Raw genomic sequence first — 22950 nt, 5'->3', positions numbered from 1 at the left:
TGCTGACATTTTGATCACAAAATCCGCCCCTTTGGGTGCAAGTTACGGTAGAATCCCCGGTTCTGTCCAAAATTTCCTCTTCATATTATTTGAACATAGGTTTTTGCGGATTTTCTTCCTTAGGTTGGTGCAAATTAATTTGGGGGCGGAAATGTCCGATCTTGCTACTTTTGCCAAATTGGCGCGTTCAAACGCGCAACTTCCAGTCAACGTCTATTTCGACGAACCGCTCTATCAGCGGGAACTCCAGCAACTCTTCCAGCAGGGACCTCGTTACGTCGGCCATGAGCTGATGGTGCCGGAGGCCGGCGATTACTCGACCTTGCCGTGGGAAAACGAAGGCCGCATGCTGGTGCGCAATGCCCAAGGCATTGAACTCGTTTCCAACGTATGCCGCCACCGTCAGGCCAAGATGCTCGACGGCCGCGGCAATGCCCAGAACATCGTCTGCCCGCTGCACCGCTGGACGTATGACCTCAAGGGCGAGCTCATCGGCGCGCCGCATTTCGGCGAAACGCCGTGCATGAACCTGTCCAAGACTGAACTGCAGAGCTGGAACGGCCTGCTGTTCGAGCGCAACGGCGCCGATGTCGCCGCCAAGCTGAAGAACCTGGGCGTCACGCGCGACCTGGATTTCTCCGGGTACCTGTACGACCACACCGAAGTGCACCAGTGCGACTACAACTGGAAGACTTTCATCGAGGTCTACCTGGAGGACTACCACGTCGAGCCCTTCCATCCCGGCCTGGGCAACTTCGTCTCGTGCTCCGACCTGAAGTGGGAATTCGGCCGCGACTACAGCGTGCAGACCGTGGGCGTGAACCACGGCCTGATCAAGTCCGGCTCGCCGACCTACGCCAAGTGGCAGGAAAAGCTGCTGCAGTTCTCCAACGGCGCGCCACCGAAGTTCGGCGCCATCTGGCTAACGCTCTACCCCAACATCATGGTCGAGTGGTATCCGCACGTACTGGTGGTGTCGACGTTGTGGCCCAACGGTCCGCAGAAGACCACCAACGTGGTGGAGTTCTACTATCCGGAGGAGATCGCCCTGTTCGAGCGCGAGCTGGTCGAAGCTGAACGCGCGGCCTACATGGAGACCTGCGTCGAGGACGACGAGATCGCCCTGCGCATGGATGCCGGTCGTCGTATACTGATGGATCGCGGCACCAGTGAAGTAGGCCCGTACCAGTCGCCGATGGAAGACGGCATGCAGCACTTCCACGAGTGGTACCGCAGCCAGCTTGATGTGCCACCGGGCGCCAAAGAATAATCCGGCCACAGGCCGCGCGAGGGAGGTTTCATGCAAGAAGGGGAGCGGCAGGGCCAGGACGCAACGCAGATGCGTCACCGCCGCCACTCCCCTCTTGCCGACCTTCCAGACGCGCAAGGCGCAGACGCAATTCCCCATCGGCAGCACCGGTTCATTCCGGCGCTGCCGATTTTCATTTGCGCGACCGGCCGGGCGCCGCTGCGCATGCCCTCCTCTTCCACCACACCCACCACACGCCGCCATGCAATCGCTCTGGATGCTCGTCGCCTCTTTCCTGTTCTCCATCATGGGGGTCTGCGTCAAGCTGGCCGGCGACTACTACACCACGGCCGAGATCGTGCTCTGCCGCGGCCTGATCGGGGTGACCGTGATCACCGCCCTGGTGCTGGCGCGCGGCGGCACCTTCCGCACGCCCTTCCCGCGTGACCACCTGATCCGCGGCGGCATCGGCGTGATCTCGCTGTGGATGTGGTTCTACTCGTTCAGTCTGCTGCCCATCGCCACCGCGACCACGCTCAACTACATGTCCTCGATCTGGATCGCGGCCATGCTGTTCGTCGCCGGCTGGTGGCAGGGCAGCAAGAAGTTCGAATGGGGCCTGGCCGGCACGGTGCTGCTCAGCTTCATCGGCGTGGCCCTCCTGATGCGTCCCTCGCTCAATGCAGACCAGTTGCTGGGCGGCGTGATCGCGCTGTGCTCGGGCGTGCTTTCGGCGCTGGTCTACCTGCAAGTGCGCAAGCTGGGCCTGCTGGGGGAACCGGAGTACCGCGTCGTGTTCTACTTCTCGCTGACCGGGTTGGTGGCCGGACTGGCCGGCAACATGGCGACCGGCAAGATTCCGCTGCTGCACGCGCATACGCCGGTGGGCGCGCTGTTGGTGATCACCATCGGCCTGACCGCAACGCTGGCGCAAATCGCCATGACTCGCGCCTACCGGCTCGGCAACACGCTGCTGACGGCCAACCTGCAGTATGCGGGCATCGTCTTCGCCAGCCTGTTCGGCGTATTCATCTGGGACGACGCGCCGGGATGGATGGGCTGGACCGGCATGGCCATCATCCTGGTCAGCGGCATCCTGGCCACTTTCCATAACCAGCGCAGCAGCCGCAATGCCGCCAAGAACGTGCCCAAGGTCGACCCGATTGCGACCGAGGTCTGAATTCCGTCCCTACGCATGCAAGCACACAAGCAGACAAACAAACTAGGAGAGCCCAAATGACCTACAGCACCCTGATCAGCGCCGCCGACCTGAAGTCGCGCGCGCAATACCTGAACCTGGTGATCGTCGATTGCCGCCACGACCTGGCCAACCCGAACGCCGGCCGCGATGCGTACGCCGCAGCCCACCTGCCGCAGGCACGCTTCGCCCACCTGGATGAGATCCTGTCCGGCCCCAAGACCGACGCCGCAGGTCGCTTCCATGGCCGTCATCCGCTGCCGGATCGCCAGCAGTTTGTGGAAGCGATGCGCGCGCTGGGCGTAAACAACGATACCCAGGTGGTGGCCTACGACGCTCACGGCGGCATGTTCGCGGCACGCCTGTGGTGGCTGCTGCGCTGGATCGGCCATAGCGACGTCGCGGTGCTGGACGGCGGCATGGCGGCTTGGCAGGCGCTGGGCGAAGGCCTAACCGACGAGGTGCCGCCGCCGGCCGCGCACGGCAACATCCAGGACCTGACCTCGATCGTCAAGACGGTCGACGCCCAAGTGCTGGTGGACAACCTGAAGTCGCAGGCGCTGCAAGTGGTGGATGCGCGCGCGGCGGATCGCTTCCGCGGCGAGAATGAAACGCTGGATGCGGTGGGCGGCCACATCCCGGGCGCGAAGAACCGTTTCTTCAAGGACAACCTGCAGGCCGACGGCAGCTTCAAAGGCGCGGCCCAGCTGCGCGAAGAATGGCTGTCGGTGATCGGCGATCCGCAGGCGGCGGTGATGCAGTGCGGCTCCGGCGTGACCGCCTGCCACAATCTGCTGGCGCTGGAAGTGGCCGGCCTGGCGGGCGCCGCGCTGTACCCCGGATCGTGGAGCGAGTGGAGCTCGGATCCCAAGCGTCCGGTGGCGACCGGAGCCTGAGTCCTTCCTGCAAGCGCCGCACCGGAGGGGGCTTAGCCCGGTTCCGGCGCGGCCACGCCCGCCTCGCGCAATCCTGCGGCAAAAGCCTCCACGAACTGCCGCACCATGGCCGGCGCATCGCGCCGGCGCAGCAGCGCCACTTCGGAATAGAAGTCAGCATCTTTCACCGCCGGAAAGCTTACCCCCGCCGCCAGCGAAATACTGGCCATGCTCTGCGGCACCACCGCCACGCCGAAGCCGGCATTGACTAGGCTCAGCAACGAGTTCTTGCGTGACGTCGCGCGCGCCACGCGTGGATAGAACCCGTGGGCGATACAGCGCTCGGCCACCAGGTAACTCAGTCCACCGCGGTCGCGATGCGGCACCGAGACGAAGAATTCATCGCGCAACTCGGCGATCTCCACCGACTCGCGCTGCGCAAGTCGATGACCGCTGGGCACCGCCACCACCATCCGCTCGCGGTACAGCAAAGTGCTTTCCAGGCTGGGATTGGCGCGCAGGATGGGCAGACGCGCCAGGCCGAGGTCGGCGCTGCCCTCCTCGATCTCACGCGCCTGGTACTCGGAGGGCGCCTGCGAAATCTCCAGCGAGATGCCGGGAAACGCCTTGAGCGCAGCATTGAGAGTCGGTCCCAACGGTGCGGTCAGCGGCACCGAGCTGGAATGCAACAAGCGCAGCGCGCCCAGTTCGCCCTTGCCGATGGTGCGCGCCTGCGCGACCGCGCGGTCAAGGTCGAGCAGGATCTTGCGGCTGCGTTCATAGAAATCCTGGCCGGCATCGGTCAGTTCAAACTGCTTGGCCTCGCGCTTCAACAGCACCACGTCGAGGTCGGCCTCCAGCTCCTTGACCTGCCGGCTCAGGGCTGATTGCGCGATGTAGAGCCGTTCGGCGGCGCGCGTGTAACCGCGCGCCTCGACGATCTCGACGAAGTACCTGAGCTGCCGGATTGAAATCATGCATCCTCCCTCATTGCAACGGCTCCATATCGTTTTGAGATGGCGCGCCGCCTGATTTGATATTGGCGTGGGACGACGCGCGCGCCTACAGTGCAGTGGTCCGCCGCCTCCTGCGCCGGCCTCTCCCGAAAGGATGCATCCTGTTCCAGGATCTCGTGCTGTTCCTCGGCCTGCTCGGCTTCGTCTGCAGCATCGGCATGCGCGTGAGCATGCGTGGCAAATCCGGCAACATGGCAGCCGACGATAGCGGCGAGCAGGCGCCGACGACCTGCCTCAATGTCCGTGCGCGTGGTGCGTCAGCCCCAGCACGATCAGCACGCCGGCGGCAATCAGAATGACCTGAGGGATGGTTTCGCGCAAGGTGGCGCGACGCTGCATCTGCGGCATCAGGTCCGAGACGGCGATGTAAATGAAGCCGGACGAAGCGAACACCAGCACGTAGGGAATCCACTGCATGCCGCGTTCCAGCATGAAATAACCCAGCGCGCCGCCGGCCACCGCCATCAGGCTGCAGATCAGGTTGTAGGCATACGCGCGGGTGCGCGAGAAGCCGGCGTTGAGCAGCACGATGAAGTCGCCGATCTCCTGCGGAATCTCGTGCGCGATGATGGCCAGGCCGGTGACCAGCCCTAGGTGCGGGTCGGCCAGGAAGGCGGCGGCGATCAGGATGCCGTCGGTGAAATTGTGCAGGCCGTCGCCCACCAGGATCATCCAGCCGGCCTTGCCGGCTTCCTTCTTGTCATGCCCGTGATGATGGCCGTGGCCGTCGTCCTCGTGATGATGCGAGTGGCGCAGGATGGCGGTCTTCTCCAGCAGGAAGAAGGCCAACAGGCCGCCCAGCAGCACCGCGAACAGGGTGTGCGGCTCGGCGCCCGATTCGAAGGCCTCGGGCAGCGCGTGCAACAGCGAGGTCGACAGCATGATGCCCACCGACAGGCTGACCAGCCGCTCCACCATCTTCGACAACAGTGCGAACGAAAACACCGCGGCGGCGGTAATGCTGACTACGCCGGCCAGGGTGGTCGCGAGCAGAATGGAAACGAGCGTGGAGTTGATTTTCTGGCCTCGGTGGGAGTCGCGGGCGTACCGCCGGAGGGCGCCCAAAGCGCGCTATTGTACGCCCGGTGCGGCGCCCCCGCCATGAGGCGCCAGCTCAGCCGTCAGATCAGTACAGGACGTCACTGAAGTCATCGGCCGGCCGCTCGCCGGCGCCGAGCGTGTAGTGGCGGATGAGTTCCAGCAACTGCTCGTCCTGATAGGGCTTGCCGAGGTAATAATTCACGCCCACTTCCATCGCCCGCTCGCGGTGCTTGGCACCGGTGCGCGATGTGATCATCACGATCGGCTTGGCGTGGGTGGCGGGGTTGTCGCGCAAATGGCGCACCAGCGTGAAACCGTCCATGCGCGGCATCTCGATGTCGACCAGGAACGTGTCCGGCGTGATGTCGTGCAGCTGGCCAATGGCATCGTAACCGTCGGCGGCAGTCACTACTTCATATCCCTCCCGCGCCAGCAAGCGCTGCATGACCTTGCGCACGGTCAGCGAGTCGTCCACCACCATGATGATCTTTTGGGCCGGCTGCGCAGGCAGAACCACCTGGGCTTCGCGCTGTATGGCCATGCGGCGCGCGCCGGGACGATGCAGCAGCAACAGGGGATTGATCACCAGCACGATCTCGCCGTTGCCCAGCACGGTGGCGCCCAGCACGCCGACCAGGCTGCCCATCTGCGGGCCCAGCGGCTTGGCCACCACTTCGCGGTTACCGACCACATGATCGACCATGATCGCCAGCAAGTCGTTGCCGCTCTTGACGAACACGATGAACAACGACGGATGATGCAGCAGGCGCTGCTCTTCATGCGGCTCGTCCAGCAGGCTGTGCAGGCTATGCAAGGTCACCATGCGACCGTTGGCGACGGTGGCGCGCTGCGCCAGCGCCTGCCGCATCTGCTCGCCGCGCAGTTGCACCACCTTGTCGATCAGCATGGACGGAATCGCGTAACTCTGGCCGCCATGACGCAGCAGGCAAACCTGGTTGACCGCCAGCGACAGCGGCAGGTGCATGGTGAAGCGCACACCTGCGCCCGGCGTGGAATGCACCGTGATGCGCCCGCCCAGGGCGGCCACTTCCGAGCGCACCACATCAGCGCCGACGCCGCGTCCGGCCAATGCGGACAGCTGTTCCGAGGTCGAGAAGCCCGGCTCGAAGATCAGTTCCGCCAAGCGCGCCTGGCCCGCCGCATCGTCGCACTGCGCATCGGCCGGCAACAGGCCCAGCGTTATGCCGCGCCGACGTATGGCGGCGAAGTCCAGGCCGCGGCCGTCATCGCTGACGCGAATCACGGCCTCGTTACCCTCTACTGCGGCCTGTACGCTGATGCCGCCGACCGCCGGCTTGTCGGCGGCGGCGCGCGCTGCGGCGTCCTCGATGCCATGCACGGCGGCATTGCGCAGCAGATGCTCGAGCGGGCCGACCAGGCGTTCCAGGATGACACGGTCGATCTCCATGTCGCCCCCGGCGATCTGCAGCTCCAGCGGTTTGCCGGTCTCGCCGCCGAGTTGGCGCGCCAGATGTTGCAGGCGTTGCTCCAGGCTCCTGAACTTCATCATGCGGGCATACATCAGCTCGCGCTGTAGCTCACGCGTGAGGCGTTCCTGCATCTGCAAGCCATCCTGGGTCTTGGAGGCCGAGTCCAGCAATTGCTTTTGCAGCGAGGCGGCGTCGTTGACGCTCTCGGCCATCATGCGCGTGAGTTCCTGCAGGTGGGTAAAGCGGTCCAGTTCCAACGGGTCGAACTGCGCGCTGTCGCTGCTGGCGTGGTGCGAAGCGGCGATCTGGATCTCGGCCTGGATCTCGACATCACGCAATTGCGCCGACAGCTTGGCGATGTTGTCGGCCAACTCCTGGGAACTGCGGTGCAGCGCCAGCACCTCGTTCTCCAGCTGCGAACGCGCGATCGAGACCTCGCCGACATGGTTCAGCAAGCGGTCAAGCACAGCCGCCTTGATGCGCACCAGCGGCGAGGCCAGCTTGCGCTCGCCTTCGGACAGCGCGTGCACCGGCGCGCCGGTGCGTGGCTCGGCGCCCAGATGTTCCAGGGCATCGAATTGCGACAGTGCCTGGTCGAACAGGGCCAACAGCGCATCGATGCCGGGGGCGTCCTGGCGACGACTCAGCAACCGCTGGATTCCGCTTTCCAGTTCATGCATGCGATGCCCCAGGCGCAGGGCGCCGGTCATGCGCGCGCTGCCCTTGACGGTATGCAGCGCGCGGCGCAACTCGATCAACGCCGCCTGATCCGACGGATCACGCTGGAAGCGCTGCAGATTCTCGCCAACGGCCGCCAGCAGGTCATGCCCCTCTTCCAGGAACACCGGCAGCAGTTCATGGTCGATCTCGTCCTGTAGTTCGGGCGCTGCGGAGGGCGGCGATACTGGGGGCGCAACCGCCTGCGGCGGTGTCGGCGACGCTGCCCCGGGCATCAAGCTGGCCAGCTCCTGCAGCGATTGGGCGCAAGCCGCCGGAAATTCTCCGGCGGCGTACTGGTCAAGCATGTCGAGCATGGCGTCCACGGCGCGCTCGACGACGGCCAACTCTGCGGCGTCAAGCCCGGTGGCCGCCGCCTTGCGGCGCTCCAGCAATTCATCCAGCGCCTCGGCCATGCGCTGCATCCCCTCGAAACCTGCAGCAGCGCTGCAGCCGCGCAAGGTATGCGCGGCGCGCGAATACAACGGCGGCGCGCCGGTCACCAGTCCGCTGTCGGCCTTGGCGCGCCAGCTGCTGCCGTGCTGGCGCAATAGCTTGAAGAGGTTACGGGCCTCGGTCAGGAAGATGTCCCGCAGCGCCGGGCTGTCGATGTGAGCCCTGCCCGAGATCGCCTGCGTCGGCGCTGCGGGCGGCATCGCCGCCGGAACTGCCGAGGGTACGGCGTTCGCTACACCGGCAGCAGCGCCGTCGGCGGATCGGGCATCCTCGTCTTCGGTGACCGCAGCCGCCACGCTGCTGCGCAGGGCCAGCGCCGCCGCCACCAGCGAAGGCGCCTGGCGCCGCGAACGGCCGTGCGCCGCCAGCTCGCCAACCCAACCGTCCAGACGCGCGCGCGCCTGCGACAGCAACTCCATGACGGCGGCGGGCAACTGCACACGGCCACTGCCGCGCGCGACGGTGAGACAAGTATTGAGCAGCAGCTCGATCGCATGCGCAACGTCGGCCAAGGCCTCCAGCCCCACCATGCGGCCGCTGCCCTTGAAGGTGTGAAAACTGCGCCGCACGTCGGTCAACAGTTCAAGGCTGGCTTGGCCGCCGGCCAGCTGAGGCAGTTCGGTCTGCAGGCCGTCCAGCAGTTGACGCGCCTCGCCCAGGAAGATCTGCAACATCTCCGGATCGTCGTCCTCCGGCTGCCAGCTGCCCGGCGCATCATCGTCCGGCCGGCCTGGCGCGACGGCCGGGGCCGCCTGCGCAGCTGTTGCGGCGGGGACGGCAACCGGACTTTCCTCCTCGTCCAGCGCGCGCCGTATCTCGTCGGCCAGATGGGCGCCGTCGGCGATGCTCTGGTCTGCGTCCGGATGCCGGCGCCATTTGTTGTACGGCGAGCGGCGCGCCTGCTCCAGCATCTCGGCCAGACGCACCAGGTCGCGCACCATGCCGGCGCGCAGGCCGTCGCCGCGGCGACGGGTACGTTCATCCGGAATGTCGGCGCTCAGCTGCAGCGTGGCCGGCAATTGCGCGGCGATGTGGCTGCGCAGATGAGCGGCCTGTTCACGCATCTGGGACGAGCGCAGGTGAGACGACAGATCCTCGATCTGGGCCAGCTCGGCATGCATGTCGGCCAATAACACTTCCGGGCTGACGCCGAGCGCCGCTTCATCTCCCGGCGCTTCGCGCGCGGCGCGCACCGCGGCGATATAGCTTGGCGACCACAGGGTCTCAAGCGCACGCTGCACTTGCGCGAGCTTGCCTTGCAGCGCGCTCTCGACCACGCCTTCCATGCGTCGCGCCATATCGGCGCGCAGCTCGCGCGAGAACCAGGGGAACGGATCCGGCTCGGCTTCGCCGTAGGCGAGTACGGCCAGATGGTCGACGATGCAGTCGATCTGTTCGGTGAAGTCATCGTCCAGGAACAGACGCCTGCGCAGGCACTCGTCCAAGAAAATCAGGCAACTGCTGAGTTCACGATCGCGTCCCAGGGCACGCTGCGACATCGCCAGATCGAAGGCAAGCCTGGACAGCGCCGCGAGGAATCCCGACAGGCCGGGCGCGCGCAACCGCGGCCAGATGCGGCGACTGAGGGCGGCTGCGCGCAACACGCTCTCGCACCATTGCCAGGCCGCGCCGATGCGTCCACCCGACGCGCCGGCACAGACGCAGCGGTCCCAGGAGGTCTGCAGCTCGTCGGCCAGCAGCATCAGCCTGAGCATCTGCTGCGATTGTTCGCCGGGGCGGCTGTCCAGGCGCTCCTCTTCGCTGGCCAGCGATTGCAGGAAATCGATCCGGCGCCGCGCCAGCGCAAGACGCACCGGCATGCTGGCGGGATCCACGGTCTCGGCGGCCAGCAACACGCCCAGCGAATCCAGCACCGCGATTGCGTGCGGATCCAGCGGCTGGCCGGCGTCGAGCAGGCGACCGAGGAAGACATGGGCGAACGCCAGGTCGGGGACATCCCTCAGCAGGCGCTCCAGCGCCTGTAACGCAGCCAACGTGGCGTCATGCCCGTGGTCGGCGTGCAGCTCGTCCAGGGCCCGGCTGAAGCCTGCGGCACGTGCGCGCGCGTCCGGCGCAGCTGAGGCTGGCGCATCGGCAGCGTGAGCAATGCCGGCGATCAATTGCAGCCGACGACAGGCGGTGAACAGCAGCAGGTTGCAGATGTCGCTGTCGCCACTTTTGTCGAACAGGGCATCGAGGTAGTCGTGCAGGCTCCAGACCGCCTTGACCACGGCGGCAGGATCAGTCTCCAGCACTTCGCAGGCTGCAGCCAGCATGCGCGCGGGCTCGACCGCGCCGGCCAGCGCCAGCACGCTGACTTGAGTCGACAACCGGGCGGTGGCTTCCGCGCGCAGCCCGGGTGGCAGCACGCCATCTCCCTGCACGCGACCGAGCAGCTCGCGCAGTTGCTCCAGCGCGGCATGCATGGCGCCGGCCAGCATGCGCAAGTTGTCGGACACCTGGGCGCGCGACTGTGGCTGCACGCGGCCGATGGCGTCGGTCGCCGGATCGGTCTTTGGACCGTCGTCGGACAGGAAGGGAGCGCCTGCGTTCATCGCCCTGGCCCGGCGTCAGGACACCGTCACGCGAAAGCGTGACACCGAACTCTCAAGCTGCTTGGCCGCGCCCCACAGCTCGTTGTAGAGCCCGCTGACCTGCTCGCGGCTTTGCTCGATGATCTCGTTCTCGGTCAGGATGCTCTGGATATTTTGTGCCACGCCGTTGGCCGACACCGCCTGCTCTTCGGTGGACTGCGACATGCCGTGAATCAGTTCGGCAAGCTGGTTGGAGACGCTGCGGATGTCGGCCAGCGCCGCGCCGGCTGCGTCGGAGAGCACCGCGCCCTCGACCACGCCGGCGGTGGACTTTTCCATCGCGGCCACGGCGTCGTGGGTGTCGGTCTGGATCATGCGCACCAGCGCGCCGATCTCGCGGGTGGCGGCGCTGGAGCGCTCGGCCAGCCGCTGCACTTCCTCGGCCACCACCGAGAAACCGCGCCCGGCCTCGCCGGCCGAGGCGGCCTGGATGGCGGCATTCAAGGCCAGCACGTTGGTCTGCTCGGTAATGTCGGAGATCAGTTCGGTGATCTCGCCGATCACCTGCGACGACTCGCCCAGACGCTTGATGCGCTTGGAGGTTTCCTGGATCTGCTCGCGGATTTCATTCATGGCCTTGACCGCATCTTCCACCGCCTTGGCGCCGCGCTCGGCCACCACCACCGAGTGACGAGCGACGTCGGCCGACTCGGTGGCCGAGACCGAGATGTCAGTGATCTGCATTGACATCTGCAGCATGGATTGCCCGGTGTCCTGAATGCGGCGCGCCTGGGTGCGCGCGGCGGTGGACAGCCCCACGGTGGTATTGCGCACGTGGTCGGAGGTAGCGGCCACCTTGGAGGCCATCTGCGTGACCTGTTCAACCAGACCGCGCAGGGCTTCCACGGTGTAGTTGACGGAGTCGGCAATGGCGCCGGTGATGTCTTCGGAAACCGTGGTGTGCACCGTCAGGTCGCCGTCGGCCACTTTCTGCAACTCGTTCATCAGGCGCAGGATCGCCGCCTGGTTGGCGACGTTGGTGCGCATGGCCTTCTCTTCCTGCTGCTGGGCCTGCAGGCGTTGCGTCTCCGCGTCCTGGCGTCGCGCCTCAGCATCAGCGGCATTGTTGCGGCTGCTCTGCAACTGCACCAGCGCGATGCCCACGCTGCTGAGCAGTCCGCACGCCACGGCCGCCAGCATCGCCCAGAAGGCCCACGAGCGCGATTCCTGCACCACGCGGTAATCGGTCTGCAGCATGGTCAGATGCTTCTTGAGCATTTCATTTTCGAGGAACACCAGTTGCTCGGACTGCTTGGCCGCGATGAAATTCTGCAGGTTGCCGAGGATGCCGGCTACCCTGGGCTGGTATTCGCCAAAGACCTTTTCCAGCTCGATCAGCTTGTCGCGGGTTTCCTTGTCGCTCACCGCTTTCAGACGCAGCAACTCGCTGCCGTTGAGGAAGCCGTCGATGATGTCGTGGAAGGTGTTGACGTCCTTGCCCAGCAGGAAGGCCGTCTCGGGATTGACGCCCTCGGAGGTAAGAAATTCGTTGGCGCTGCGGCCCAGGCGCAGGGTCAGCAACACCAGCTGGCTGGCTGCCGTCACTTCGCGCGGGGTGGCGGTGCTCTGCGATTGCAGCATGGAAATTTGCTCGCTCAGATCCAGCAGCGTTGGCAGCAGCAGGTTGAGCCGCTTGAGGGTGACGCCGAAACCGGTCAGCTCTTTCTCGAGCTTGAGGATGGTGTCGGCAGCACGGTCGGTGCGCGCCCAGATCTTGTGCACGTCGTCCAGCACGGGCTTCATCTCGGCGCCAGGCGGGCCGATGGTATAGCCCTGGAATGCGCCGCCGGTGGTCAGCAGCGCCAGGCCGTGGTTGAATTCGTTGCGGCTTTCGGCCAGCTGCGCGAAGGCTTCCTTGTTGCCCTGAATGGCGTTGGGCACGGCCTTGCCGATGCGCTGCGAGTGCATCACCAGGTCGGAGGCGATGTGCGTCTGCAAGGTGGCGTGGATGTAGTTGAGCGAGCCCAGCCACATGAAGAAGATCGTGCAGGCCAGCGACAGCGCCAGCCCGGCCAGCAGGATGCGGGTCTGCACCCGCAGCGAGAAGCGATTGATCAGCGGCAACCGGGTACGACGCGACGATGGCACGGGGACCTCGTCCGACGGCCCGCTTGCGTGTGCTTTCTTCCTCGACAGACGCGGCAAGCTCAGTGCCATGAGTGGTGCTCCTTTTTCTAGTGTCGGATCGGCGCCCTCCGTCTCGCGACCGCGGGGCTTCACGTCCCGCTAACGTCCAATCTGCAGGAAAGCGGCGTCGTTCAGCAGCGTTGCCAGACCGATTTCATTCCACTCGGTTCCGCCCCTGTCCTTATAACGCTCAACAATTCCAATTAATTCAGTCTCTTCATTTAATTTTTTTTGTATTACGTGCATTTCGGAGAGCTGCCGCAATCCCATCACCGACGATAGCAGCAAGCCGCAATTGGGTGACAGCGCGGGCGCGAAGACCAGCACGCGACTGTCGCGATCCGGCACCTGGCGTTCTCTGCCGGCTTGGGCGGCAAGGTCCACGATGCCCACCAGGTTGCCGCGGATATTGACCATGCCGAGATACCAAGGCTGCGTCAGCGGCACGGACATCGGCGCGGAAAGGGAGGACAGCGGCACGATCTCGCCGGCCTCGGCCAAGTTGATCAGGCACAGAACGCCGCCGATGTTGACCGCCAGGCGTCGGGATTGCAGATCCTCGCTGCTGGCTGCATCCATCCGTGCGAACAGCGAATTCTGGAACGCCTGCAGGCCCTCGCGCCGGCGACTGCGCGCAGGCTGGTCGTTCGCTACAGCGTCGGAGGTCGCCTCGGAGCGACCGGGCGCGGCCTCGCCGTGCTCATCAGACACCGGCGCTTGGGCCAGGGGGAGGTTCTCGCTGTCAATGGATGGCGGCTCGTGCATACCGGTTTTCAGTCTATATCTGGCAGCAACTTGTGGCGGCGCGTTACTCGATGGCGCTGATCTTGGCCAGTAATTCGTCCGGATCGACCGGCTTGACGATGTAATCACAGGCGCCCTGGCAAAGCGCCCAGATGCGATCCGTCTCCTGGGCCTTGACGCTGCACATCATGATGGGCAGGTCCTTGAGATCGGGATCGCGCACGATCTGGCGGGTCACCTGATAACCATTCTTGCCGGGCATCACCACGTCCAGCAGGACCAGTTGGGGCTTGTCGGCACGGATCTTTTCCAGCGCATCGTCGCCGTTTTCGGCGGTTGCCACGGAAAAGCCGTTGCGCTCGAGGATGGAAGTCAGCACATGGCGGTCTGTCGGTGAATCGTCAACCACCAGCACCTTTTTGATCCCCATGCATTCTCCCCTGCTTCTCATTGAAAAAGGCGTCACGCCATATCGACGCCTTCGATGTAGGCCCGCACCAGCTGCAGCAGTCCTTCATCGGAAAACGGCTTGACCAGGTATTCGTCGGCCCCCGCCATGGCGCTGCGTGCCCGGTCGAACAAGCCATTACTGGAAGACAACATCACGATGGGCAAATTGATATACCCGTCGTTGCGGCGGATCAGGCGACAGGCCTGCAAGCCGTCCAGGCGCGGCAAGAACATGTCGCATACCACCAGGTCAGCCCCATATTCGGCCAGCAGCGCCAGCAATTCGATGCCATCGACCGCCGGCAGCACCTGATAGCCGGACGCGTCCAGCGCCTGCGCCGCAGCCCGGCGCACGGCGCTGCTATCGTCTGCCACCAGGATGGTCTTCATCGTCTGCGAGCCCCCTCGCGTCGAATCGAATGTGCAGGCTGCGTGCACGAATCGTTAAACTTTAGCAAATACAGGCACCGCCTATACGAGGAACAGCAGCAACTTCGTGGCTTTATTGAAAACGCTGGACTATTGCCTGCCAGCAAATTTAGCTATCGAACAAAGAAGTTTGATAGCGGGAGACGGAGAGGCAAAATGTCCCCCTCGAAAACGTCCGTCGGCGCTCGCACGACAAAGCGTGAACGACAGGAAATGACGTTGAAGGCAGGGAAGGAAGAGAATCTGCGCCTGGCTTGATGCAGATCAAACCGGCGAAACAGGGAAAAACAGGGGAATGTTCGGCAGCCCAGCGGGGCCGTTGGAACTGCCGTTCAAAACACGCCGGGAGCGTTGTGGCTCCTGGTAAAGCGCACGGGCAACGCGTGTCGGAATCGGCTGGCGCTCAGATGGCGACCATCTCGAAGTCTTCCTTGCGCGCGCCGCACTCGGGGCAGGTCCAGTTGATGGGCACGTCGTCCCAGCGGGTGCCGGGGGCAATGCCTTCTTCCGGCAAGCCTGCCTCTTCGTCATAGATCCAACCACAGATCAGGCACATCCAGGTTTTGAATTCGGTTTGGCTGCTTTGGCTATCGGTCACGGCTGACTATCCCTCAAATCAATTAAAATGCTTGGACATCCGCAACATCAGACGCGAACGCCAAGCGCGATATCTTAATCTACTCGACGTGCAAAACCAAACTTCTCCCCTCATCCTGACCTTCGGCGCGGCCGATCCCGTCGGCGCCACCGGCATCCAGGCGGATCTGGCCACCTTCGCGGCCATGGGTTGCCATGGACTGTCGGTAGTGACCTCGCTGCTCATCGGCGACACCGCCCGCGTCGAAGACGCGCAGATCGTCGAAGTCGACTGGGTAGCCGATCAGGCGCGCGTGATCCTGGAAGACATGGCGGTATCGGCCTTCAAGGTCGGTGCGGTCGGCAGCATCGAAAACATCTCGGCCATCGCCGAGATCGTGTCCGACTATCCCGACGTGCCGCTGATCCTGGATCCCTTCATCACCTCGCTGTCCAACCAGGAGGAAGAGGAAGACCGCCTGATTGCGATCCGTGAACTGCTGGTGCCGCAGACCACGCTGATGGTCGTCTCGGCCGGCGAGCTGTCGCGCCTGGCCGAGACCTGGCGCGAGCCGGTGCCGGGCGACGCGCTGATGCTGGACGCCATGCGCATCATCGAAATGGGTTGCGAATACCTGTTCGTGACCAATACCCAGACCGATTTGCAGGAAATCGCCAATTCGCTCTTCGACGAATCCGGCCTGGTGCGTCAGGACGCCTGGCAGCGCCTGCCAGGCTCCTTCACCGGCGCAGGCAGCACGCTGTCGGCGGCCATTGCATCCATGATGGCCAATGGCCTGGAAGTGCCGGAAGCCGTCGCCGAGGCGCAAGAATTCACACTGGCCACGCTCGCCAACGCTCAGCGCTTTGGCATGGGCAAGCTGGTGCCGGACCGTTATTTCTGGGCCCGCGAATCCGAAAATCCGGATAGCCCCCCGACCCTCAACTGAATTTGCAGAATCCATGACCACGACCAACGAATCCCTGTTCGCCCGCGCCCAGCAAAGCACGCCGGGCGGCGTCAACTCGCCCGTACGCGCCTTCCGCTCGGTGGGCGGCACCCCGCGCTTCATCGAACGCGCCGACGGCCCCTACTTCTGGGATGCCGAAGGCAAACGCTACATCGACTACATCGGCTCCTGGGGCCCGGCCATTGTCGGCCACGCCCATCCGGACGTGGTGAAGGCGGTGCAGGACGCCGCCGTGCGCGGCCTGTCCTTCGGCGCGCCGACCGAGGCCGAAATCCTGATGGCCGAGGAAATCATCAAGCTGGTACCGTCGATCGAGCAAGTGCGCCTGGTCTCGTCCGGCACCGAAGCCACCATGAGCGCTCTGCGCCTGGCGCGCGGCGCCACCAAGCGCGACAAGATCGTGAAATTCGAGGGCTGCTACCACGGCCACGGCGACTCGCTGCTGGTGAAGGCCGGCAGCGGCCTGCTGACGCTGGGTAATCCGACCTCGGCCGGCGTGCCGGAAGATTTCGCCAAGCACACCCTGGTGCTGGACTACAACAACACCGCGCAGCTGGAAGAGGCCTTCAAACAGGCCGGCAATGAAATCGCCTGCGTCATCGTCGAGCCCGTGGCAGGCAACATGAACCTGGTGCGCGCCAGCGACGAATTCCTGCAGACCATGCGCCGCCTGTGCACCGAGTACGGTGCGATCCTGATCTTCGACGAAGTAATGTCGGGCTTCCGCGTGGCGCTGGGCGGCGCCCAGGAACTGAACGGCATCAAGCCCGACCTGACCGCGCTGGGCAAGGTGATCGGCGGCGGCCTGCCGGTGGCGGCCTTCGGCGGCCGCGCCGACATCATGAAGCACCTGGCGCCGCTGGGCGGCGTTTACCAGGCCGGCACGCTGTCCGGCAATCCGGTCACGGTGGCGGCCGGCATGGCCACGCTGAAGATCATCCAGCAGCCGGGCTTCTACCAGAAGCTGGGCGCGCAGACCAGGAAGCTGGCCGACGGCCTCAGCGCCGCGGCCAAGGCGGCCGGCGTGAAGTTCTCGGCCGACGCCGTGGGCGGCATGTTCGGCCTGTATTTCGACGCGTCGGTGCCGGGCAGCTATGCCGAGGTGATGAAGGGCGACAAGGAGCGCTTCAACCGCTTCTTCCACAAGATGCTGGATGCCGGCGTCTACTTCGCGCCGTCGGCCTTCGAGGCCGGCTTCGTCTCGGCGCAGCACGACGATGCGGTGATTGAGGAGACCATCGCGGTGGCGGCCAAGGCCTTCGCGGAACTGGCCTGATTAGCTGAGCGGGCCCGTCGGTGAGCCGACCCGCAGGAACCTTGTCGAAAACTTATCGAAAGCGCAGCGGCCGGAAATTTTCGGCCGCTGTTGTTTTTTCTCCGCTGTTTGCCTGCGATTTACCCGCCTGCGCCAGGAAATTTCCCTCAAGACAATAAAAAAGGACGCCAAAGCGTCCTTTTTTATTGCGTGCGATCTTTCCCGATCAGACCGAGAACGACGAACCGCAACCGCAGGTGGTGCTGGCGTTCGGATTCTTGATCACGAACTGGGCACCTTCCAGGTCATCCTTGTAGTCGATTTCGGCGCCGACCAGGTACTGGTAGCTCATCGAGTCGATCAACAGCTGGACGCCGTTCTTGGTCATGGTGGTGTCGTCTTCGTTGGCGATTTCATCGAAGGTGAAACCGTACTGGAAGCCCGAGCAACCGCCGCCCTGCACGAACACGCGCAGTTTCAGGTCGGGATTGCCCTCTTCTTCGATCAGTTGGGCCACCTTGGCGGCGGCGCTGTCGCTGAAGTTGATCGGGGTCGGCATTTCGGTTTGTTGAAGTTCGGCTACGGCATTCATTTCGGGCTCCTGCTTGGCTTGAGTCGGATCAATACGACGGATCGATAGATCAATTATAAGCGCTTGCGGATTTTCATGCTTCCGATGCCGCGGCCAGCTTCAGCAGCGGCGTCTCGGCCGTCGACTGGTCGTGGCTCAACTTGCCCGAAACCAGCGCACCGCCGTGCATTTCCAGCGCCTTGTAATAGACATTGCCAGTTATGCGGGCTTTGGGCTGCAATTCAAGCAGTTCCGAGGAATGGACGTCGCCGGTGATTTCACCGTTGACGATCAGGTGCGCCGCGCGCACCTCGCCGACCACCTTGGCATGCTCGGAAATGACCAGCACGCTGGACTGGCCGGTTTCGGCATTGATGTTGCCGGTGATCTGGCCGTCAATGCGCAGGCCGCCCTTGAAGCCGACGTCGCCTTTGATGCTGGTGGACATGCCGATCAGGCTGTCGATAGTGCTTTTGGTCTTGCGTGTGAACATGGAATCACCTCACAGGTCTACCGACTGCTGGGCGCGCACCTGGCCGCGGTCGAGAACACGAACTGCAACCGCCTTGATGGTCGCTCCCTCCGGAACGTTCAGCAGACCTTCGACTCGCTGGTAGTACTTGAATGCGAGCCGATAACGCGCGAGGTCAGAAGAATTGGTTTCCGGAAAGTTCATAATAGCACTCTTGCCGCCCTGCCAAACCGTGATACTGAGCTGTAAATTCCCCGTAAATTGCTGCGTGCCGGCTCCGCCCTGCATCACCAGAACGCGATAGCGCACTTGGTTGGGGGCCGCTACCTCAGCCTTGAAACGCTGGATGGTGATGCCCGGCGCGCCCAGGTTGGTCGGCAACAGGCTGTCGAAGAAGGCCAGGTCTTCCTTCTGGCGGTTGTTCTCGGCCTCCAAATTCTTGACCTGGGCCGCCAGCTGCGCCTGCGCGGTCTGGGCGATCTTGAGCTCATTCTGCGAGGCGTTGGAAGCCGACTGCAGGCGATCGTTCTCCGCCGACAGCTTCTTGACCTGCTCGGTCAGCACTTCCACCTGCTCGCCGTCATCACCCTGCAGGCCCGGCAGATTGTTGCGCCCGAGCTGGTAGGTCCAGACCGCCACCGCCACCGCCAAAGCAATCGCCGCCGCCCACAGGAGCGCCAGCGCCGGCCACGGCAGATGGCGTTTGATGGTCATCTTCGGCGCAGAAATCGTCATGCGCCGATGCCATAGCCGGTACTTCACGGCAGAACCGGCACTTGCAGCAGACCGGTGGTCTCTTCCAGACCGAACATCAGGTTCATGCACTGCACCGCCTGGCCGGACGCGCCCTTGACCAGGTTGTCCTGCACCACCAGCACCACCACGGTGTCGCCGTTGTCAGGACGATGCACCGCCAGGCGCAGCATGTTGGATGCGCGCGTGGTGCGGGTTTCCGGGTGCGAGCCGAAGGGCAGCACGTCGACAAAGGGCTCGTTCTTGTAGGCGTCTTCGAACAGCGCCTGCAAAGCGGCGTTGTCGATGTCCTTGGTCAGGCGCGCATACAGCGTGGAATGCATGCCGCGGATCATCGGCACCAGGTGCGGCGTGAACAGCAGGCCGACTTTGCCCTCGGTCAGGGTCGACAGGCGCTCGGTGGTTTCCGGCGAATGACGGTGGCCGGAGACGCCGTAAGCCTTGAAGTTGTCGGAAGCCTCCGAGAACAGCAGGTTCAGCTCAGCCTTGCGGCCGGCGCCGGAGACACCCGACTTGCAGTCGGCGATCAGGTGCGAGGCATCAATCACGCCGGCCGTCAGCAGCGGTGCAAAGCCCAACTGCATGGTGGTCGGATAGCAACCCGGGTTGCCGATCACGCGCGCCTTGCGAATCGCTTCGCGGTTCAGTTCGGGCAGACCGTAGACGGCTTCCTTCAACAGGTCGGTGCAGCTGTGCGGCAGCTTGTACCACTTCTCGAACGCCGCCACGTCCTGCAGGCGGAAATCGGCGGCCAGGTCAATCACCTTGACGCCGGCGGCGACCAGTTCGGGCGCCTGGGCCATGGCCACGCCGTGCGGGGTGGCGAAGAACACCACGTCGCAGTCGGTCAGCTTGGCCTTGTCGGGCGAGGAGAAGGCGACATCAACGCGGCCGCGCAGCGACGGATACATTTCGGCCACCGGCATGCCGTCTTCCTTGCGGGAGGTGACGGCCTGCACCTTGACTTCCGGGTGAGTTGCGAAAATACGCAGCAATTCGACGCCGGTGTAACCGGTTCCGCCAACGATACCTACCTTGATCATGTCTTGTCCTTGCGAAAAAAGGCGAACAAAAAACGCCGCAACGGCAATGTTCTCAGCGCGTGCCGCAAGCACGCTCGAAAGCTTTTCATTCTAGCAGGAGAATATTTCCAGCTGATTTCCCTTGCGCCAGTTATTTCGCCGCCCAGCGGCCAAATCCTGTCCAGCGGGAACGCTTGCGCCAGGCTGCGAAGCTCAGGCAGCGGCGGCGCAAAAAGCAAAAAGCCGCCGGCATGACTGCCGACGGCTTTCTGTAATGCAAGAGGCGATTAACGCTTCGAGAATTGCTTTGCGCGACGTGCCTTGCGCAGACCAACCTTCTTACGTTCGACTTCACGCGCGTCACGAGTGACGAAGCCTGCGTTCGACAGAGCCGACTTCAGGCCGGCGTCGTAGTCGATCAGGGCGCGGGTGATGCCGTGGCGCACAGCGCCGGCTTGGCCGGACTCGCCGCCACCGTGAACGTTGACCTTGATGTCGAAACGTTCAACGTTGCCGGTCAGTTCCAGCGGCTGACGGATCACCATCAGGCCGGTTTCGCGGGAGAAGTACTCAGCGGCGGGCTTGCCGTTGACAACGATCTGGCCCGAACCTGCCTTGATGAAAACACGAGCCACAGCACTCTTGCGACGGCCGGTTCCGTAATTGTAGTTACCGATCATGTCTATTCCTTAGAGCGCGAGAGGTTTCGGTTGCTGAGCGGAATGCGGATGGTTGCCATCTGCGTAGACCTTCAGCTTCTTGATCATTGCGTAGCCCAGCGGACCCTTGGGCAGCATGCCCTTGACGGCCTTCTCCAGCGCACGGCCGGGGAAACGCTGTTGCATCTTCAGGAAGTTGGTTTCGTAGATGCCGCCCGGATAACCGCTGTGGCGGAAATAGGTCTTTTCAGTGGCCTTGGTGCCGGTCACGCGCAGCTTGCCTGCGTTGACGACGACGATGAAGTCACCGGTGTCGACGTGCGGAGTGAATTCGGGTTTGTGCTTGCCGCGCAGTCGGAGTGCCACTTCGCTGGCAACACGTCCGAGGACCAAGTCCGTCGCGTCAATCACGAACCACTCGCGCTGAACCTCATGGGCTTTAGCGGAAAAGGTCTTCATGTTTGACTTTCTCTATCAATAAATAAACGCTCAAAGTGGCGGTTCCGCTCGTGCGTGCGGCGTTGCTGCATGCCGCGGCGCCTTGCGGTCTCATCCTTTTATCTTCCCGAGCGCATGGGAAAGCCGAGAATTATAGCCTTTTTAAAGACTTAGCGTCAAAAGGTTTCGGACTCGCTGTGGCATCGATGGCCACTGGGCACGGCTTCAGGCGGGATTTGATGACAGACGGGAAACTTTTTTGATGCGCAGGGCGTAGTCCTGGCTGAAAAAGAACAAAGAGGACAAAAAAAAACCCGGAAACAGTGGTTCCGGGTTTAATCCACACCAATGAGGAGGGTGGAGGAGACATCGTTACGTGCTGCAAAAACTTCCGTTGAATTCAATATAGCAAAGGGGTTTGTGCGTCGCAATATCTATTTGAAGTTTTTTTCGAATCGCACCACAGCCCTTGTATTTGTTGGACTTAAGCGACTCAGCAATGCGCAAAAACCAGTTATCGGCCGATAACCAAATGAATATTTTCCGCAACGCAAAAAATCACCATTTTCCCTTTGCCGGACGCCCCTCCTGCGTCGATGCCGCAGCGACATCGCGCGCCAAAAGTTACAATACCGCCCTTCCCCAACCAATTTGGATGACTCAGATGGAATGCACAGTGCGCTGGACCGGCTTGTCCGGCATGACCTTTACCGCTGAAACCGGCTCGGGCCACCTGTTGACGATGGACGGCGCGCCCGACGGCGGCGGCCGCAACCTAGCGCCGCGCCCCATGGAAGTGGTGCTGGCCGGCACCGGCGGCTGCACCGCCTACGATGTGGTGGTGATCCTGCGCAAGAGCGGCCAAGACGTGCGCGGCTGCGACGTGACCCTGAAGTCCGAGCGCGCCGACGCCGACCCCAAGGTGTTCACCAAGATCCACTTCCACTTCACCGTGCGCGGCCGCAACCTCAAGGCCAACGTGGTGGAGCGCGCCATCAAGCTGTCCCACGACAAATACTGCTCGGCCTCGATCATGCTGGAGAAGACCGCAGAGATGACGCATTCCTTCGAGATCATCGACGACCTGACCGATACCTCGTCGGCCGCTGCCCAGCAACAGTAATTCCCATCACCCCGCCTGCGCCCTGCCGGCGGCGGAAATGAAAAAAGCGGCCCGAGGCCGCTTTTTTCATTGCTGCGAATATCGCATCAGATGCGGTAAGCCACGGTCGTCATCACCTTGGACATCGCCTTCATCACACCCTTGATGGGCGCCGGCATCTCGGCCGCGCCCAGGTCGCGCGCCGCCTGGCCGTGCTCGATCTCGTCGATGCGCATCTGATCGACGATGGCGCGCGAACGGTTGTCCTGCGCCGGCAGTTTTTCCAGATGCCCCATCAGATGCAGCTCGACCTGGCGCTCGGTCTCGGAGACGAAACCCAGGTTGCGCGCATCGCCCAGGCGCGCCGCAATGCTGCCCAGCACATAGGCGCCGCCGTACCACAGCGGGTTCAGCAGGCTGGTGTGCGAACCCAGCTCGCGCAGACGCTCGGCGGTCCAGGCCAGATGATCCTCTTCCTCGATGCCGGCGCGCTCGAAGGCGTTCTTGATCTCGCGCTTCTGCGCGAAACGGCCCTGGGCGTCGTATAGCGCCTGTGCGCACACTTCGCCGACATTGTTGACCCGCATCAGCCCGGCCGCGTGCCGCTTCTCGTCCTCGCTCATGACGCCATCGGGCAAGCCGCGCCCGGGATTCGGGCGGCTTTCGAACACCACGCCATTGATCACGCGCAGCGCCTTGTCGAAATCGGAAATCAGTTGGTCAACGAATAGCATGCACCGCAGCCTTTCTCTTGTTGTGAATACCATCCCGGCCGTAGCCGGGG

The 22950-nt window shown here is 63.6% G+C and carries 21 protein-coding genes; 6 read left to right on the top strand and 15 right to left on the bottom strand.

The features are described 5' to 3' along the window. The first annotated feature begins 151 nt into the window (after positions 1-151). The 3 genes from J8I26_RS20440 to J8I26_RS20430 all read left to right on the top strand — a co-directional run bounded on the left by J8I26_RS20440 (position 152) and on the right by J8I26_RS20430 (position 3343). Positions 152-1270 carry an aromatic ring-hydroxylating dioxygenase subunit alpha gene (locus tag J8I26_RS20440; RefSeq protein ID WP_209608951.1) on the top strand — a complete coding sequence of 373 codons (1119 nt, stop codon included), beginning with the start codon at positions 152-154 and terminating at the stop codon, positions 1268-1270. Positions 1271-1511: 241 nt separating this feature from the next. Further along, positions 1512-2429, top strand: coding sequence for a DMT family transporter (locus tag J8I26_RS20435; protein ID WP_209608950.1), 918 nt, complete (start codon positions 1512-1514; stop codon positions 2427-2429). A gap of 56 nt (positions 2430-2485) precedes the next feature. Continuing rightward, complete coding sequence (locus J8I26_RS20430; protein WP_209608949.1) at positions 2486-3343, top strand: sulfurtransferase; 858 nt, start codon at positions 2486-2488, stop codon at positions 3341-3343. 32 nt (positions 3344-3375) lie between these two features. Here the strand turns inward: J8I26_RS20430 and J8I26_RS20425 are convergent, their stop codons facing one another. The 8 genes from J8I26_RS20425 to J8I26_RS20390 form a co-directional block, all read right to left on the bottom strand. Next, entirely contained in the window at positions 3376-4299 is a 924-nt protein-coding gene (locus tag J8I26_RS20425; RefSeq protein ID WP_209608948.1) for a LysR substrate-binding domain-containing protein, read from the bottom strand. Positions 4300-4572: 273 nt separating this feature from the next. Then, positions 4573-5331, bottom strand: a complete 759-nt coding sequence (locus J8I26_RS20420) for a ZIP family metal transporter (protein WP_209608974.1) — start codon at positions 5329-5331, stop codon at positions 4573-4575. A gap of 133 nt (positions 5332-5464) precedes the next feature. Then, positions 5465-10558 carry an Hpt domain-containing protein gene (locus J8I26_RS20415; protein WP_209608947.1) on the bottom strand — a complete coding sequence of 1698 codons (5094 nt, stop codon included), beginning with the start codon at positions 10556-10558 and terminating at the stop codon, positions 5465-5467. A gap of 15 nt (positions 10559-10573) precedes the next feature. After that, on the bottom strand, positions 10574-12754 hold the full coding sequence (locus J8I26_RS20410; protein WP_209608946.1) for a methyl-accepting chemotaxis protein: 2181 nt from the start codon (positions 12752-12754) through the stop codon (positions 10574-10576). A gap of 69 nt (positions 12755-12823) precedes the next feature. Continuing rightward, entirely contained in the window at positions 12824-13489 is a 666-nt protein-coding gene (locus J8I26_RS20405) for a chemotaxis protein CheW (protein ID WP_209608945.1), read from the bottom strand. 43 nt (positions 13490-13532) lie between these two features. After that, the gene (locus J8I26_RS20400; RefSeq protein ID WP_209608944.1) at positions 13533-13898 is read right to left on the bottom strand and encodes a response regulator; all 366 of its coding nucleotides are present in this window, start codon (positions 13896-13898) and stop codon (positions 13533-13535) included. Positions 13899-13930: 32 nt separating this feature from the next. Continuing rightward, complete coding sequence (locus tag J8I26_RS20395; protein WP_209608943.1) at positions 13931-14308, bottom strand: response regulator; 378 nt, start codon at positions 14306-14308, stop codon at positions 13931-13933. Between the two features lie 442 nt (positions 14309-14750). Beyond that, positions 14751-14903 (bottom strand): rubredoxin, encoded by a 153-nt coding sequence (locus J8I26_RS20390; RefSeq protein ID WP_006461975.1) that lies wholly within the window; start codon positions 14901-14903, stop codon positions 14751-14753. Between the two features lie 130 nt (positions 14904-15033). On the opposite strand from J8I26_RS20390, the gene J8I26_RS20385 reads away from it, so the two are divergent. After that, positions 15034-15873: a hydroxymethylpyrimidine/phosphomethylpyrimidine kinase gene (locus J8I26_RS20385; RefSeq protein WP_209608942.1), complete on the top strand. Its 840-nt coding sequence runs from the start codon at positions 15034-15036 to the stop codon at positions 15871-15873. 13 nt (positions 15874-15886) lie between these two features. Beyond that, positions 15887-17170: a glutamate-1-semialdehyde 2,1-aminomutase gene (gene hemL, locus J8I26_RS20380; RefSeq protein WP_209608941.1), complete on the top strand. Its 1284-nt coding sequence runs from the start codon at positions 15887-15889 to the stop codon at positions 17168-17170. 205 nt (positions 17171-17375) lie between these two features. Here the strand turns inward: hemL and erpA are convergent, their stop codons facing one another. The 6 genes from erpA to rplM form a co-directional block, all read right to left on the bottom strand. Beyond that, positions 17376-17741, bottom strand: coding sequence for an iron-sulfur cluster insertion protein ErpA (gene erpA, locus J8I26_RS20375; RefSeq protein WP_209608940.1), 366 nt, complete (start codon positions 17739-17741; stop codon positions 17376-17378). A 73-nt stretch (positions 17742-17814) separates the two neighbouring features. Then, positions 17815-18213, bottom strand: coding sequence for a polymer-forming cytoskeletal protein (locus J8I26_RS20370; RefSeq protein ID WP_209608939.1), 399 nt, complete (start codon positions 18211-18213; stop codon positions 17815-17817). 9 nt (positions 18214-18222) lie between these two features. Then, on the bottom strand, positions 18223-18927 hold the full coding sequence (locus tag J8I26_RS20365) for a DUF6776 family protein (protein WP_209608938.1): 705 nt from the start codon (positions 18925-18927) through the stop codon (positions 18223-18225). A gap of 23 nt (positions 18928-18950) precedes the next feature. Then, positions 18951-19988, bottom strand: a complete 1038-nt coding sequence (argC, locus tag J8I26_RS20360) for an N-acetyl-gamma-glutamyl-phosphate reductase (RefSeq protein ID WP_209608937.1) — start codon at positions 19986-19988, stop codon at positions 18951-18953. Between the two features lie 266 nt (positions 19989-20254). Beyond that, the gene (gene rpsI / locus J8I26_RS20355) at positions 20255-20647 is read right to left on the bottom strand and encodes a 30S ribosomal protein S9 (RefSeq protein ID WP_209608936.1); all 393 of its coding nucleotides are present in this window, start codon (positions 20645-20647) and stop codon (positions 20255-20257) included. A 9-nt stretch (positions 20648-20656) separates the two neighbouring features. Continuing rightward, positions 20657-21085, bottom strand: a complete 429-nt coding sequence (gene rplM, locus J8I26_RS20350) for a 50S ribosomal protein L13 (protein WP_006461967.1) — start codon at positions 21083-21085, stop codon at positions 20657-20659. A gap of 643 nt (positions 21086-21728) precedes the next feature. On the opposite strand from rplM, the gene J8I26_RS20345 reads away from it, so the two are divergent. Continuing rightward, positions 21729-22187, top strand: a complete 459-nt coding sequence (locus J8I26_RS20345; protein ID WP_209608935.1) for an OsmC family protein — start codon at positions 21729-21731, stop codon at positions 22185-22187. An 86-nt stretch (positions 22188-22273) separates the two neighbouring features. Here J8I26_RS20345 and coq7 read toward each other — a convergent pair whose 3' ends face one another. Then, entirely contained in the window at positions 22274-22900 is a 627-nt protein-coding gene (gene coq7, locus J8I26_RS20340; protein WP_209608934.1) for a 2-polyprenyl-3-methyl-6-methoxy-1,4-benzoquinone monooxygenase, read from the bottom strand. Positions 22901-22950: the final 50 nt, after the last annotated feature.

This window comes from Herbaspirillum sp. LeCh32-8, from assembly GCF_017814915.1.
In the GTDB taxonomy this organism is placed as follows: Bacteria; Pseudomonadota; Gammaproteobacteria; order Burkholderiales; family Burkholderiaceae_D; genus Herbaspirillum.
Note: the sequence above shows the minus strand (reverse complement) of the source record. Positions and strands in the feature narration are given on the sequence as shown.